The organism is Ruegeria atlantica, from assembly GCF_947495585.1.
In the GTDB taxonomy this organism is placed as follows: domain Bacteria; phylum Pseudomonadota; class Alphaproteobacteria; order Rhodobacterales; family Rhodobacteraceae; genus Ruegeria; species Ruegeria atlantica_G.
Window position 1 is genome coordinate 53,446 of sequence record NZ_CANLZK010000006.1, and the last position, 13,362, is coordinate 66,807.

Genomic DNA, 13,362 nt, shown 5'->3' on the forward strand with positions numbered 1-13,362 from the left:
GCAGGCCTCAGTTCACTTTCTGCGGATGCCTATCGGGTGGCCGACCTCTGGGGCCGGGTCGATCGCCGCATGATCCCTCACCATGCTCTGAAGACGCGCGACGGCCCAGTCCGGATAGGGAACCGACCGGCCGGTCGTATGGCTGACATTCATGAACAACGCTTCCTGAGTGGCGCAGATAGCACCGTCTTTTTCAGACACCATCTGCGCAAAATAGTGGCCACGTTTGTGATCTGCGTCCAGCATCCGAAACCGGATGCTGAAGGCCTCACCTTCCAGTACTTCGCGTAGGAAATTCATGTGGGATTGCAAAATGTAAGGTCCCTGCCCCATCGCATTGACCTGCGCCTCACCCAACCCAAGGTGATCCACCATCAACAGCTCCAGCGCATTGTCGAAGGCAACGCCGTAGTAGCCCACGTTCATGTGACCGTTATAGTCGATCCACTCGGCGCGCGCCTTGAACCCGCGGAAGAAAAGCGGGGCATCATAGGGTCCGTCATGTCCGGCCAGCCCTTCAGGCGTCAGTTGCATCAAGTGCTCCTTCTTGGGTCTCAAAGATCGCAACCGCGCGGATGAATCCAGCTGAAGCCCCTTTGATCTTGAACGGGAAACAGGAAATCTCGAACCCAGTCGGCGGCAAGGTTTCAAGGTTCGTCAGTTTTTCCATGTGACAATAGCCAACCTCCATCGAGGCCCGGTGCCCTTCCCAGATAATCGATGCATCTTGGGTCTCCGCATACTCCTGAGCGGTCAATGGAAACGGTGCGTCCCAGCTCCAGGCGTCGGTTCCTGTCACGCGCACCCCGCGTTTAGTCAGATACAGCGTTGCCTCGCGCCCTATGCCGCATCCTTTGGCCAGATAGTCCGGATGCCCATAACGCGTGCCGGCCGAGGTATTCACGACTACGATATCCAACGGCTGCAATTCGTGACCAATCCGTTTCAACTCGGCTTCGACATCGGCGGCGGTCGCCACATAACCATCGTCGAAATGGCGAAAATCCAGTTTCACGCCGGGGTTCATGCACCATTCCAGCGGCACCTCGTCGATGGTGATCGCCCTCTCACCATTGTTCATGGTCGAATGGTGATGGTAAGGCGCGTCCAGATGGGTGCCATTGTGCGTGGCGATCTGAAGGCGTTCGATGGCCCAGCCCTCACCGCCGGGCAGGTCATCTTTCTGCAGGCCCGGAAAAAAGGACATGACTTGTTCGGCGGTCTGGTCATGGGCCAGATATTCGATTTCGGGTAACATGATCGGCGGGTCCGACACGATGCCGGTTTCCAACGGAACTGACAGATCTACGAAGCGGCGTGCCATGTAAAACTCCTCCACCAAGAACGGTGACAGGGTTGGCCGCAGGTAAGCTGCTGTCAAGGAAAGAAAAAGGCGACCCAATGGGCCGCCTTTCCAAGACTGTATGTGACGGATTCACTCGGCCGCGATGGCGTCTTCGATCTTTTCGACGCGAATGGCCGAGAACTTGAACTCGGGGATCTTGCCGTAAGGGTCGATGGCCGAGTTGGTCAGAATGTTCGCCGCCGCCTCGACATAGGCGAACGGGATGAACACCATATCTTCGGCGATCGCCCGGTCGGCTCGAACCATGATCTCGATCGAGCCACGACGGGTGGTGAGACGGATCATTTCGCCCGGCTCGATCCCCATCAGCTTCAGCTGGCGCGGGTTCATCGAACAGTTTGCTTCCGGTTCCACAGCATCCAGAACGTTGGACCGGCGAGTCATCGACCCGGTGTGCCAATGCTCCAGCTGACGCCCGGTTGTGGCAATCATCGGGTATTCCTCATCCGGCGCTTCATCCGGCGGGATGACACTGGCCGGGGTAAACTTGGCCCGCCCTTCTGTCCGCGGGAAGCCGTCACCGAACACAATCGCCTGACCCGGATCGGTCTCACTGAGCGACGGGTAGGTGATCGTCTCTGTCTCAAGCCGCTCCCAGGTGATGTTGTCGAGTGACGCCATGGTCAGCTTCATCTCATCAAACACCTGGCTTACATCGGTGTAATCCCAGTTCAGCCCGATGCGCTGCGCAAGCTCAACGGTGATTTTCCAGTCCTCACGCGCCTCACCCGGAGGTGCCACAGCCGGACGCACACGCTGAACCTGACGGTTGGTGTTCGACACGGTGCCGTTCTTTTCATACAGCGCCGAGGCGGGCAGGATGATGTCGGCATAGTTCGCCGTCTCGGTCAGGAAGATATCCTGCACGATCATCAGCTCCAACTTTGCCAAAGCTTCCCGTGCGTGACCAACATCAGGGTCGGACATAGCCGGGTTTTCACCCTGAATATACATGCCCTTGATGTTACCCGCGTAGGCCTGATCGATGATCTCGGTCACGGTCAGGCCCTTCTCGTTAGAGAAGTCGTCCGAGTTCCAGACGTTGTTGAATTTGGCCCGAATGCCGTCATCCATAACCGACTGATAATCCGGCAGGAACATCGGGATCAGACCCGCGTCAGACGCGCCCTGCACGTTGTTCTGGCCACGCAGCGGGTGCAGACCCGCGCCGGGTTTACCAACATTGCCGGTCATCAATGCCAGCGAGATCAGGCATCGCGAGTTATCGGTGCCGTGAATGTGCTGACTGACGCCCATACCCCAGAAGATCAGACCAGCCTTGGCCTGCGCGAAGGTACGCGCGACACGGCGCAGCTGTTCTGGCTCAATGCCACAAATGGGCGCCATTGCCTCGGGTGTGAAGGCGCGCAGATGCTCTTTTTCGGCTTCCCAGTTCTCGGTCCAGCGGTGGATGTACTGGCTGTCGTACAGTTCCTCTTCGACGATCACGTTCATGATCGCGTTGAGCATCGAAACATCGGCACCGGGGCGGAACTGCAGCATTTCGTCTGCGAACTTGCGCATACCAACGCCGCGCGGGTCCATCACGATCAGTTTGCCACCGCGCTTGGTGAACTGCTTGAAGTAGGTTGCCGCCACGGGGTGGTTTTCGATCGGGTTGGCCCCGATGATGATAACCACATCCGAGTTCTCGACCTCGTTAAAGGTGGCGGTCACCGCGCCTGAGCCCACGTTCTCGATCAGCGCCGCCACGGACGAGGCATGGCACAGACGGGTGCAGTGGTCGACGTTGTTGTGCTTGAAGCCCTGACGAATGAACTTCTGGAAAAGATAAGCTTCTTCGTTGGTGCATTTGGCCGAACCAAAGCCAGCAACGTTGCGCGGATCTTCATCACGCAGCGCCTTCAGCTTGGTGGCCGCCAGATCCATTGCCTCTTCCCAAGTCGCCTCGCGGAAATGAGTGCCCAGATTGCCCGGATCGACATTCAACCCCTTGGCGGGCGCATCCTCACGCCGGATCAACGGCTTGGTCAGGCGGTGCGGGTGATGGATATAGTCAAAGCCAAAGCGGCCTTTGACACACAGGCGGCCTTCGTTTGCCGGGCCGTTAATGCCTTCGACATACTTGACCTTACCGTCCTTGACCTTCAGCGAGACTTTGCAGCCGACGCCGCAGAACGGGCAGACGCTTTCGGTCTCGGAATCGTAGTCTTTGCTGTCGCCCTGCTGCTTTTCGTCCAACACAGTGGCTGGCATCAACGCACCAGTCGGGCAGGCTTGAACACATTCACCACAGGCGACACAGGTCGAATCCCCCATCGGGTCGTTCTGATCAAACACCACCTGCGCGGTGTGTCCGCGACCGGCCATGCCGATCACGTCATTCACCTGCACGTCGCGACAAGCACGGACACAGAGGTTGCAGTTGATGCAAGCGTCCAGATTGACGCGCATCGCAACGTGGCTGTCATCCAGCAGAGGGATCTTCTCGGCCTCTTTCGCCGGGAAGCGACTGTCGCTGACATCGTTCAGCTTGGCCATATCCCAGAAGTGGCTGGATTTATCGTGCGCCTCTTCGGGTTGGTCGGCGACCAGCAATTCCATGACCATGGCGCGCGATTTCTCGGCCCGGTCGCTATCGGTTATTACCACCATTCCGTCCGCAGCCGGACGGATGCATGAGGCGACCAGAGTGCGCTCGCCTTCCACCTCGACCATACAGGCGCGGCAATTGCCGTCGGGTTTATAGCCCGGTTGCGGCTTGTGGCAGAGGTGCGGAATGGTAAATCCCTGCCCCTTGGCCGCCTCCCAGATGGTCCAGCCCTCGGGCACGGTGACATCATCGCCGTTCAGGTTGAAGGTGACGGTCTTGGTTGGGCTTGCATCAAGCATGGCTCTGTCTCCCTCAGATTTCGTCAGCGAAATGTTTCATGACCAGGCGGATCGGGTTCGGGGCCGCCTGCCCCAGACCGCAGATCGAGGCATCGCCCATGACCTGGCACAGATCTTCCAGAAGATCCTGATCCCACTTGTCAGCCTGCATCAGCTTCACAGCCTTTTCGCAGCCCGCCCGGCAAGGCGTGCACTGGCCACAGCTCTCATCTTCGAAGAAGCGCAGCATGTTCAGCGCGGCATCGCGTGCGGTGTCCTGATCGGACAGAACCACCACAGCGGCGGATCCGATAAAGGTGCCATGTGGTTGCAGCGTGTCAAAGTCCAATGGGATATCGTCCATTGACGCGGGCAGCAGACCCGAGGACGGACCGCCCGGCTGATACGCTTTGAAGGTCTGACCTTCGATCATGCCGCCAGCGGCCTCAATCACGTCCAATATGGTCGAACCCGCAGGCAGCAGGTAAACACCCGGCTTGGCCACCCGCCCCGAGATTGAGTAGCTACGCAGACCCTTGCGACCATTTTTTTCGACAGAGTTCAGAATCTGCGGCCCTTCGCGGCAGATCTTTGAGACCCAATACAGCGTCTCGACATTGTGCACCAAGGTCGGACGATTAAAGACCCCAACCTGCGCCACAAACGGAGGACGGTGGCGCGGTAGGCCCTTCTTACCCTCGATCGACTCGATCATCGCGGATTCTTCACCGCAGATGTAAGCACCAGCACCCCGGCGCAGGTCAATGTAACCCTTTTCGACGATCCCGGCCTCTTCCAACGCGGCAATCTCGCGGGCGAGGATTTCCAGCACCGCCGGGTATTCATCACGCATGTAGATGAAGCACGTCTCTGCCTCGACCGCCCAAGCAGCGATCAGCATACCCTCAAGGAAAACATGCGGCGCACGCTCTAGATAATAACGGTCTTTGAAGGTACCGGGTTCGCCCTCGTCACCGTTCACGGCCAGATAGCGGGTGCCTTCGTTCATGCGTACAAAGCCCCATTTCTTGCCGGACGGGAAGCCAGCACCACCCAAACCGCGCAGGCCTGAGGACAGAACGTCTTCTTGTACTTTCTCCCAGTCGCCGCTCTCGCGCAGCTCTTTCAGCTTGGCGTAGCCACCGTTTGCCTCATAGGCGGCAAAGGTTTCGTAATCGGGCAGATGGGCGTGAGTATCACCGGCGGCAATTGCGGCCTGCACCTTTTCAGGAGTCGCATGGTCGATGTGGTTGTGACCAATCTCTAGCACCGGGGCGGTATCGCAACGCCCCATGCAGGGCGCGCGCACCACACGCACTTCGGATGCGTCCAACCCATCTTCCAGCGCCTTTTGCAACTGCTGGGCACCGGCCATTTCGCAGGACAGAGAGTCACAGACTCGGATCGTCAGCGCGGGCGGAGGCACCTCGCCTTCTTTCACCACGTCGAAATGGGCATAAAACGTCGCGGTCTCATAGATCTCGGCCTGACCGATCCGCATCTCAACCGCCAGTGACGCGATATGGTCGGCGCTGATATGGCCGTGTTCGTCCTGAATCAAATGCAGGAATTCGATCAGCAGATCGCGACGGCGCGGGCGGTCGCCCAGCAGGCGCGCGATCTCGGCCTGCGCCTCATCCGTGAACTGACGGCCTTTGGGCGTGTGCCGCCCTTTGCCTTTACCTGACTTCCAGACGCCCTTGGGTGCGCCTGATGGCTTGGTATCTAATGGTGCCATGATGCCCTCCGATTAAGGCTCCGTGTCTCATCAGAATAGCATATCGTCAAATCGCTTATCGCTATCGCACGATAACGACACCTTATCACCGCAAAGACGTCACCACAGCGCGCAAAGCCCCAACCGTTGGCAATTCCGGGTCTCGGCTTAGGGTGGCCAGACAAATTGGTTTACTTACAACAGGATCGACCAGAGGCAGCACGCGCGTACCCTTAAGTTCACCCAGCGCCCGAACCAGAACGCGGGGGACAACTGTGGCTGCCAGCCCTTCACGCGCCATGACCATTGAGGCAGTAAAGCCACTGGTTTCGGCGACTACTTGGGGATGGAGCCCCTGCTCAGCAAAGATGCGGTCCAGAATGCGACGGTTCTGCATCTGTGGCTCAAGCAGGCTGAGTGGGAACTCGGCGACCTGTGTCCATGGGATCGGTCCGGTTTCATCGGTCATATGTGACGGGATCAACAGCACGTAAGTCTCTTCGTATAGCGGCTGAACCTGCCGCAGGTCGGTGCCAATGCTGTCGCCATAGGTGATACCCGCATCCAGACTACCCTCGTCCAACCGGTGCTGAATAGCCGAGGCCGACATGGTTTCGATCCGTGTGACAACGCGCGGATGCGCCTGATGCAGCCGCTTGATTAGCCGTCCGGTAAAGGCAATCGCGGTTGGGATCACGCCAAGTTTGAGTGTCCCGGTAATCTCACCCTTTGAGGCAAGAACCTGCTGTTCCAGCGCCTTTGTCTCATCCAGAATGCGTCGCGCTCGTTGGACGATCATCTCGCCTTCTTCAGTCAGACCCTGAAACCTGTTGGCGCGGCGCACGATTGAGACACCCAGCCGGTCCTCGAGATTCCGAATGCGCATGGAAAACGCTGGCTGAGAAATTCCGCATTCCTCTGCCGCTTTGGCAAAATGGCGATGCCGGGCCAAGGCGCTAAGCAATTGCAGGTCGCGGATTTCGATCATTTTTCGGTATCCCAAGGTGAGGCCAGAAACCCAGATTAGCGCCTTTTTCGTTGGGGGAAAGCGATGTGTTCAGATCAAAGACAAGGCATAGACTTTGTTGAGATAGCCCTGGTCTGCAATCCGGAACTGGGTTTCGCCAATCTGTACAAAACCATTGGCCAGATAGAAGGCGATGGCCAGATCGTTTTCTGCATTGGTGGTCAACCAGACGGAAGCGGCCCGTTGCTCTCGGCAATGCGTCAGCGCTGCCGTAAGCAGGCGCGTCCCGATCCCTTTGCCGTGATGACGCGGCTGAACATAGAAGGTCGAAATTTCCATACCCGACCACCCCGCGACGGGGGCATCACAGACCGGAGAGACGCGAATGAACCCGTCGATCCCCTGTGTATTATTCGACACCAACATGAACTCTTCCGGATCGCTGATCAGGGCAGCGATACGCGCTGGCGTGAACTCGGTCAGCGCGTAATCCGCAAAAAAACCGCTAACCCCGCGCTTGAGATAGGTGCCGATCCAGACTTCAATCGAAATCGCAGCGATGCTCGACGCATCTGAATGGTCCGCTTCACGCAGGGTCAATCGGCGCTCAGGTATTGAACAAAAAGTGCATCACATCGCCGTCTTTGACGATGTAGCCCTTACCCTCGGCCCGCATCTTGCCCGCCTCTTTCGCGCCCTGTTCGCCATTGGCGGCGATATAGTCGTCATAGGCGATCGTCTCAGCGCGAATGAAACCTTTTTCGAAATCCCCGTGGATCACACCAGCGGCCTGCGGCGCGGCGGTGCCGGTGCGGATGGTCCAGGCGCGGGCCTCTTTCGGGCCGACGGTGAAATAGGTTTCCAGTTTCAGCAGGTCGTAACCCGCGCGGATCAGTCGGTCGAGACCGGGCTCTTCCAGACCCATCTCCTCAAGGAACATCTGCGCCTCGTCTTCTTCCAGCAGGCTAATCTCTTCTTCGATCTTGGCGCTGATTATGACGTGGGAATTGCCTTGAGCAGCGGCCATTTCAGCCACGCGGGCGGAATATTCGTTACCCTCGGCGGCTTCTTCCTCGGACACGTTGCAGACATAGAGAACCGGTTTTGTGGTCAGCAGCTGCAGCATCGTCCATGCCTTGGCGTCTTCGTCGGAGACTTCGACCAGACGCGCGGGCTTGCCGTCTTCCAGCATCGCCTGCGCTTCGGCCAGCAAACGTTCCTGCTGCTGCGCCTCTTTGTCATTGCCCTTCAGCTTGCGCACCAGATTGGCGCGGCGCTTTTCGATGCTTTCCAGATCGGCCAGCATCAACTCGGTCTCGATGGTGTCGGCATCGGCCACAGGATCGACGCGGCCGTCCACGTGGGTCACATCGCCATCTTCGAAACAGCGCAGCACGTGGGCAATGGCGTCGGTTTCACGGATGTTGGCCAGAAACTGGTTGCCCAGCCCCTCACCTTTCGAGGCGCCCTTCACCAGACCGGCAATATCCACAAAGGTCATGCGCGTCGGGATGATTTGCTTGGAGCTTGCGATGGTGGCCAGCTTGTCCAGCCGGTCGTCGGGGACGGCCACATCGCCCACATTGGGTTCGATCGTGCAGAACGGGAAATTCGCCGCCTGCGCAGCTGCGGTTTTGGTCAGCGCATTGAAGAGGGTCGACTTACCCACGTTCGGCAGACCCACGATTCCCATTTTAAAGCCCATGACGGCCTCCTGCATAGCATTCGAGCGCAGCTTCTATGCAGGTCGGGCACAATGCGCAAGCCAGCGGGCGCATTAGGTACGCAAGGGCGTTTTGACAACACAATTGATTGTCACGGCTTTGTGCGCTTGCTCACATTGAAATGAGAGCACTAGAATCACCAATTAGCAATTTAGAAAAATTGAATAGTGAATGCTGACATGAGATCTTTTGTTCTTGCCCTTGGGGTTCTTTTCGCCGCGACCTCCGCACACGCGCAATCAGTTGTCTTCGGTGCCGGATATGCAGATTTTTCCGAAAGTGACGCAAAAGACCAGGCCGCCTTTTCGGTCGAATACCATCACCGCCCTTTCTACGAGGCGACACGCCTATCCGCGACATGGGGCGGTGCGCTGACCGTGGACGAAGCCGGTGACGTCCATGTGGGTGCTGGCCTGATCGGTACATATACCTTCGCAGAACGCTGGTTCGTAGAGGGCAGCGTCATGCCCGGCTATTTCTCTGAATCAGAGGAACTGAACGACCTAGGCGGCAGTTTCCAGATCCGCAGCCTGTTGGGCGTCGGTTATACGCTGAACAGCGGCAACAAAGTCTCGGTGGCGATTACGCATAAATCCAATGCAAGCACGCAACAGGAAAACCCCGGCGTCAATTCCGTGTTGCTGCGATATCACCTTGCGTTCTAGGGGCTGCGCTGCGAACCGGGATTGATTTCCCCTCAAAGTTTCTGCACATCAGGTCTGAACCTGATTGCAAGGACAGCTTATGACCCGTATCGACGCCAAGTTCGCCGCTCTGAAAGAACAGGGAAAGAAGGCGTTCGTCGCCTATATCATGGCCGGTGACCCGGATTTCGAAACCTCGCTTGAAATCGTAAAGGGCCTGCCTGGCGCAGGTGTCGATGTCATCGAACTGGGCCTGCCCTTTACCGATCCGATGGCAGACGGCCCGACGATCCAAGCCGCCGGTCAACGCGCACTGGACAGCGGCATGACTTTGCAGCGGACTTTGGATCTGGCCCGAGCGTTTCGCGAAACCGATGACACCACTCCGATTGTGCTGATGGGCTACTACAATCCAATCTACAGCCGTGGTGTCGACAAATTTCTTGCCAATGCCAAAGAGGTCGGAATTGATGGGCTGATCGTCGTCGACCTGCCACCAGAAGAAGATGAAGAGCTATGCCTGCCTGCACAAGCCGCAGGTCTGAACTTTATTCGCCTGGCAACGCCAACCACCGATGACAAGCGCTTGCCCCGCGTTCTGCAGAACACATCGGGCTTTGTGTATTACGTATCGATCACCGGCATTACGGGTGCGGCCGAAGCCCAAGCCACAAATGTTGGCCCCGAGGTCGCCCGCATCAAATCCGCAACCGATTTACCAGTGATCGTCGGGTTCGGGATCAATACACCTGAAAAATCACAGGCAATCGCAACTGTTGCTGATGGTGCTGTGGTTGGCTCTGCTATCGTCAGCCAGATCGCTGCGGGCAAGCCCACCGGCGAAGTTTTGGATTTCGTGAAATCTCTGGCTGACGGCGCCCACTCAGCCTAAGCGAAGCCTGATCAAATTTCAATGCGGTCGGCCATGTCCGGCCGCGTTTTTTGTTGCCCCGGGATACTTGACGTTGCCTCACAACGTCCCAGCGTTGCGAGGGCCTCAAATGGTTGGTAACAAACATCACCAATACTGCGAAGGCCGAACCTCATGCCCGTCATTACCAATATCGACGATCTGAAACGCATCTACGAACGCCGCGTGCCGCGCATGTTTTTCGACTATGCCGAAAGCGGCAGCTGGACCGAACAGACGTTCCGCGACAACAGCTCGGATTTCGAAGATATTAGGCTGCGCCAGCGGGTCGCCGTGGACATGGACGGGCGCTCGACTGCATCGCAGATGATCGGGCAGGATGTTGCGATGCCGGTGGCTCTGGCCCCAGTGGGCCTGACAGGCATGCAGCACGCGGACGGTGAGATGAAGGCCGCAAAAGCTGCCGAAGAATTCGGCGTGCCCTTCACCCTGTCGACCATGTCGATCAACTCGATCGAGGATGTCGCAGGGCATACAAGCAAACCATTTTGGTTTCAGCTTTATGCAATGAAGGATCAGGATTACGTCGGTCGCCTGATTCAGCGCGCCAAGGATGCCAATTGTTCCGCATTGGTGATCACCCTGGACCTGCAAATTCTGGGGCAGCGCCACAAAGATCTGAAAAATGGCTTGTCCGCGCCGCCGAAACTGACCGCCAAGACAATCGCAAACCTCATGACCAAATGGGCTTGGGGGATCGAGATGCTGGGCGCACATCGGCGCGAATTTGGCAATATTGTTGGTCATGCCGAAGGCGTTTCTGATGCCTCATCGCTGGGCGCGTGGACGGCCGAGCAATTCGATCCCAGCCTCGATTGGAAAAAGGTCGAAAAGTTGATGGAGCAGTGGGGCGGCAAGGTGATCCTGAAGGGCATTCTGGATGCCGAGGACGCCAGGATGGCAGCTAAACTGGGCGCAGAGGCCATCGTTGTTTCAAACCACGGCGGGCGACAGTTGGATGGAGCGCTCAGTTCGATCCGCGTTTTGCCTGAAATTATGGACGCAGTTGGTGATGACGTCGAAGTCCATCTGGACAGCGGCATCCGGTCCGGGCAGGACGTTCTCAAAGCGTTGGCACTTGGGGCCAAGGGTACTTACATCGGTCGCGCTTTTGTCTATGGGCTGGGTGCGATGGGCCAAAAAGGTGTCACCACCGCGCTGGATATCATCCACAAAGAGCTGGATACCACGATGGCCCTGTGCGGCGAGCGGAATGTGAGCAGTCTGGGTCGTCACAACCTGCTGATCCCCGAGGATTTCGGCGGCCGATGGCAAGCCTGATCTCGCAAAACCTTTCAGCAAGCCATGTTAAAGGGGGCACTACGCCCACCGCAGCAAACTGCGAATACCCCGAGATATTTTTTTGCCAGTTGAAGCAGGGGATCCGCTCTTCGTCTGGCCCCAAATATCCCGGAGCACGAGGCAGAGCCTCGCAAAGTATGAAGACCGCTAAAAACCCCTTTCCAAACCTGACAATTCAAGCTAAGGACGCGGCTTCACGCGGGCATACAGCCTTGGAGGATGCCCGCCCTAACATTGGAGAATTATCATGGCTGGAGAGATTCCTGATCTCGTAGCTCTGGAACGGACGGGGACAGGCAAGGGCGCCGCTCGTCAGGCACGCCGCGACGGCATGGTTCCGGGCATCGTATTTGGTGGCGACAAAGAACCGCTGCCGATTCAGATCCCGTTCAACGAACTGTTCAAGCGCCTGAAAGCTGGCCGGTTCAAGTCGACCCTGTGGAACCTGAAGGTTGAAGGCCAGGAAGACGTCCGCGTCATCTGCCGCGACGTTCAGCGTGACGTCGTCAAAGACCTGCCGACCCACCTGGATCTGATGCGCCTGCGTCGCACCACCAAGATCGCGCTGTTCATCCCGGTTGAGTTCATCAACGAGGAAGAAGCACCCGGCATCAAAAAGGGCGGCGTTTTGACGGTTGTCCGTCCGGAAGTCGAACTGCTGTGCACGGCAGGTGATATTCCTGAGAAGATCACTGTTGACGTGACTGGCATGAACATCAACGACGTTGCCACCATTTCGTCGGTTGACCTGCCCGAAGGCACCAAGCCGACCATCGATCGTGACTTCGTGATCGCGAACATCTCAGCACCGACCGGTCTGGTAACGGATGATGACGAAGAAGGTGAAGAGGGCGAAGTAGCCGTAGACGAAGTTGAAGTCGTCGGTCAGGAAGCCGAAGAATAAGTTCAGGTTTCAGTACCTTGAATTTGAAACGGGGTTCCTTTGGAGCCCCGTTTTTTTGTCTAATGCGGATCTTCGCACTAGCTTGCCGCCGGCTCCGGCATTCACTCTGGCGGATTGAAATCACGGCCCCTACTGGCCAGGCGCGCCTCACCTGCTGCTGTTAGCGACAGGCAATGGCAGACGAAGTCTCACTGGAATTCCGATCCAATTCGGGGCATGAGGAAGCAAGTCGTACAATGACGCGCGGAGCAGAACCATGAAACTTTTTGTCGGGCTGGGCAATCCGGGGCAGAAATATGCCCGGAACCGGCACAATATCGGCTTTATGGCACTGGACAGGATTGCCGGCGATCACGGTTTCGGCCCGTGGAAATCAAAGTTTCAGGCAGAAATCGCCGAAGGGCGGTTAGGCTCGGAAAAGGTGCTGCTGGTCAAGCCGCAAACCTTCATGAACCGCTCGGGTCAATCCGTGGGTGAGGCGATGCGCTTTTACAAGCTGGACTCAACCGATGTGACCGTTTTTCACGACGAGCTGGATCTTGCGCCCGGTAAGGTGCGTGCGAAAGCAGGTGGAGGTCACGCCGGGCATAACGGTCTGCGGTCGATCCATGACCATATCAGCCCGGCCTATGATCGAGTTCGTCTGGGCATTGGGCATCCGGGTCGTAAGGAACTGGTCTCGCCTTATGTTCTGAGTGACTTTGCCAAGGCAGATTCGGATTGGCTGGAAGACGTCTTGCGAGGGGTTTCCGACGGTGCAGGTCATTTGGCAGATGGCGATGGTGGCAAATTCATGAACGCGGTCGCATTGCGCACCGCACCGCCACGGTCATCAAAAACCGCTGCGGCCTCCTCGAAATCGGTCGCTGCAGCTACGCCTGAACCCGAGGCGGACAGCAGGTCCGCCATGCAAAAACTGATGGACAAGTTCAAGTAAGGCTAACGATGTTGCCGCTACGTCTCAATTGCGAACTG

The 13,362-nt window shown here is 57.6% G+C and carries 12 protein-coding genes; 5 read left to right on the plus strand and 7 right to left on the minus strand.

Translation table 11 applies throughout. The annotated features are described in order from the left end of the window. Window positions 1-12 precede the first annotated feature (12 nt). From QMP16_RS12295 to ychF, 7 genes are all read right to left on the minus strand, one after another. On the minus strand, window positions 13-534 hold the full coding sequence (locus QMP16_RS12295; RefSeq protein WP_282152606.1) for a thioesterase family protein: 522 nt from the start codon (window positions 532-534) through the stop codon (window positions 13-15). Next, complete coding sequence (locus QMP16_RS12300) at window positions 518-1,324, minus strand: cyclase family protein (RefSeq protein WP_282152607.1); 807 nt, start codon at window positions 1,322-1,324, stop codon at window positions 518-520. Before QMP16_RS12300 ends, QMP16_RS12295 begins: the two co-directional genes overlap by 17 nt. A gap of 111 nt (window positions 1,325-1,435) precedes the next feature. Then, complete coding sequence (gene fdhF, locus QMP16_RS12305) at window positions 1,436-4,219, minus strand: formate dehydrogenase subunit alpha (RefSeq protein ID WP_282152608.1); 2,784 nt, start codon at window positions 4,217-4,219, stop codon at window positions 1,436-1,438. Window positions 4,220-4,232: 13 nt separating this feature from the next. Continuing rightward, window positions 4,233-5,936 carry an NAD(P)H-dependent oxidoreductase subunit E gene (locus tag QMP16_RS12310; RefSeq protein WP_282152609.1) on the minus strand — a complete coding sequence of 568 codons (1,704 nt, stop codon included), beginning with the start codon at window positions 5,934-5,936 and terminating at the stop codon, window positions 4,233-4,235. Between the two features lie 85 nt (window positions 5,937-6,021). Further along, window positions 6,022-6,903: a LysR family transcriptional regulator gene (locus QMP16_RS12315; protein WP_282152610.1), complete on the minus strand. Its 882-nt coding sequence runs from the start codon at window positions 6,901-6,903 to the stop codon at window positions 6,022-6,024. Window positions 6,904-6,972: 69 nt separating this feature from the next. Beyond that, a complete protein-coding gene (locus QMP16_RS12320; RefSeq protein ID WP_282152611.1) occupies window positions 6,973-7,482 on the minus strand; it encodes a GNAT family N-acetyltransferase in 510 nt (169 codons plus the stop codon). A gap of 7 nt (window positions 7,483-7,489) precedes the next feature. Then, entirely contained in the window at window positions 7,490-8,587 is a 1,098-nt protein-coding gene (gene ychF, locus QMP16_RS12325; protein ID WP_109312571.1) for a redox-regulated ATPase YchF, read from the minus strand. Between the two features lie 198 nt (window positions 8,588-8,785). On the opposite strand from ychF, the gene QMP16_RS12330 reads away from it, so the two are divergent. The 5 genes from QMP16_RS12330 to pth all read left to right on the plus strand — a co-directional run bounded on the left by QMP16_RS12330 (window position 8,786) and on the right by pth (window position 13,324). Continuing rightward, the gene (locus QMP16_RS12330) at window positions 8,786-9,271 is read left to right on the plus strand and encodes an acyloxyacyl hydrolase (protein WP_058273182.1); all 486 of its coding nucleotides are present in this window, start codon (window positions 8,786-8,788) and stop codon (window positions 9,269-9,271) included. A gap of 79 nt (window positions 9,272-9,350) precedes the next feature. Then, entirely contained in the window at window positions 9,351-10,142 is a 792-nt protein-coding gene (trpA, locus tag QMP16_RS12335) for a tryptophan synthase subunit alpha (protein ID WP_282152612.1), read from the plus strand. A gap of 153 nt (window positions 10,143-10,295) precedes the next feature. Continuing rightward, window positions 10,296-11,462 carry an alpha-hydroxy acid oxidase gene (locus QMP16_RS12340; RefSeq protein ID WP_282152613.1) on the plus strand — a complete coding sequence of 389 codons (1,167 nt, stop codon included), beginning with the start codon at window positions 10,296-10,298 and terminating at the stop codon, window positions 11,460-11,462. Window positions 11,463-11,730: 268 nt separating this feature from the next. After that, window positions 11,731-12,387, plus strand: coding sequence for a 50S ribosomal protein L25/general stress protein Ctc (locus QMP16_RS12345; RefSeq protein WP_058279479.1), 657 nt, complete (start codon window positions 11,731-11,733; stop codon window positions 12,385-12,387). 256 nt (window positions 12,388-12,643) lie between these two features. Continuing rightward, window positions 12,644-13,324, plus strand: coding sequence for an aminoacyl-tRNA hydrolase (gene pth, locus QMP16_RS12350; protein ID WP_282152614.1), 681 nt, complete (start codon window positions 12,644-12,646; stop codon window positions 13,322-13,324). Window positions 13,325-13,362: the final 38 nt, after the last annotated feature.

What these genes read in the sequence shown, in the direction of transcription:
- QMP16_RS12315 (WP_282152610.1), bottom strand. Translation starts at nt 6,903, where the DNA reads ATGATCGAAATCCGCGACCTGCAATTGCTTAGCGCCTTGGCCCGGCAT.
- QMP16_RS12330 (WP_058273182.1), top strand. Translation starts at nt 8,786, where the DNA reads ATGAGATCTTTTGTTCTTGCCCTTGGGGTTCTTTTCGCCGCGACCTCC.
- QMP16_RS12340 (WP_282152613.1), top strand. Translation starts at nt 10,296, where the DNA reads ATGCCCGTCATTACCAATATCGACGATCTGAAACGCATCTACGAACGC.
- QMP16_RS12295 (WP_282152606.1), bottom strand. Translation starts at nt 534, where the DNA reads ATGCAACTGACGCCTGAAGGGCTGGCCGGACATGACGGACCCTATGAT.
- QMP16_RS12310 (WP_282152609.1), bottom strand. Translation starts at nt 5,936, where the DNA reads ATGGCACCATTAGATACCAAGCCATCAGGCGCACCCAAGGGCGTCTGG.
- pth (WP_282152614.1), top strand. Translation starts at nt 12,644, where the DNA reads ATGAAACTTTTTGTCGGGCTGGGCAATCCGGGGCAGAAATATGCCCGG.
- QMP16_RS12345 (WP_058279479.1), top strand. Translation starts at nt 11,731, where the DNA reads ATGGCTGGAGAGATTCCTGATCTCGTAGCTCTGGAACGGACGGGGACA.
- fdhF (WP_282152608.1), bottom strand. Translation starts at nt 4,219, where the DNA reads ATGCTTGATGCAAGCCCAACCAAGACCGTCACCTTCAACCTGAACGGC.
- QMP16_RS12300 (WP_282152607.1), bottom strand. Translation starts at nt 1,324, where the DNA reads ATGGCACGCCGCTTCGTAGATCTGTCAGTTCCGTTGGAAACCGGCATC.
- trpA (WP_282152612.1), top strand. Translation starts at nt 9,351, where the DNA reads ATGACCCGTATCGACGCCAAGTTCGCCGCTCTGAAAGAACAGGGAAAG.
- ychF (WP_109312571.1), bottom strand. Translation starts at nt 8,587, where the DNA reads ATGGGCTTTAAAATGGGAATCGTGGGTCTGCCGAACGTGGGTAAGTCG.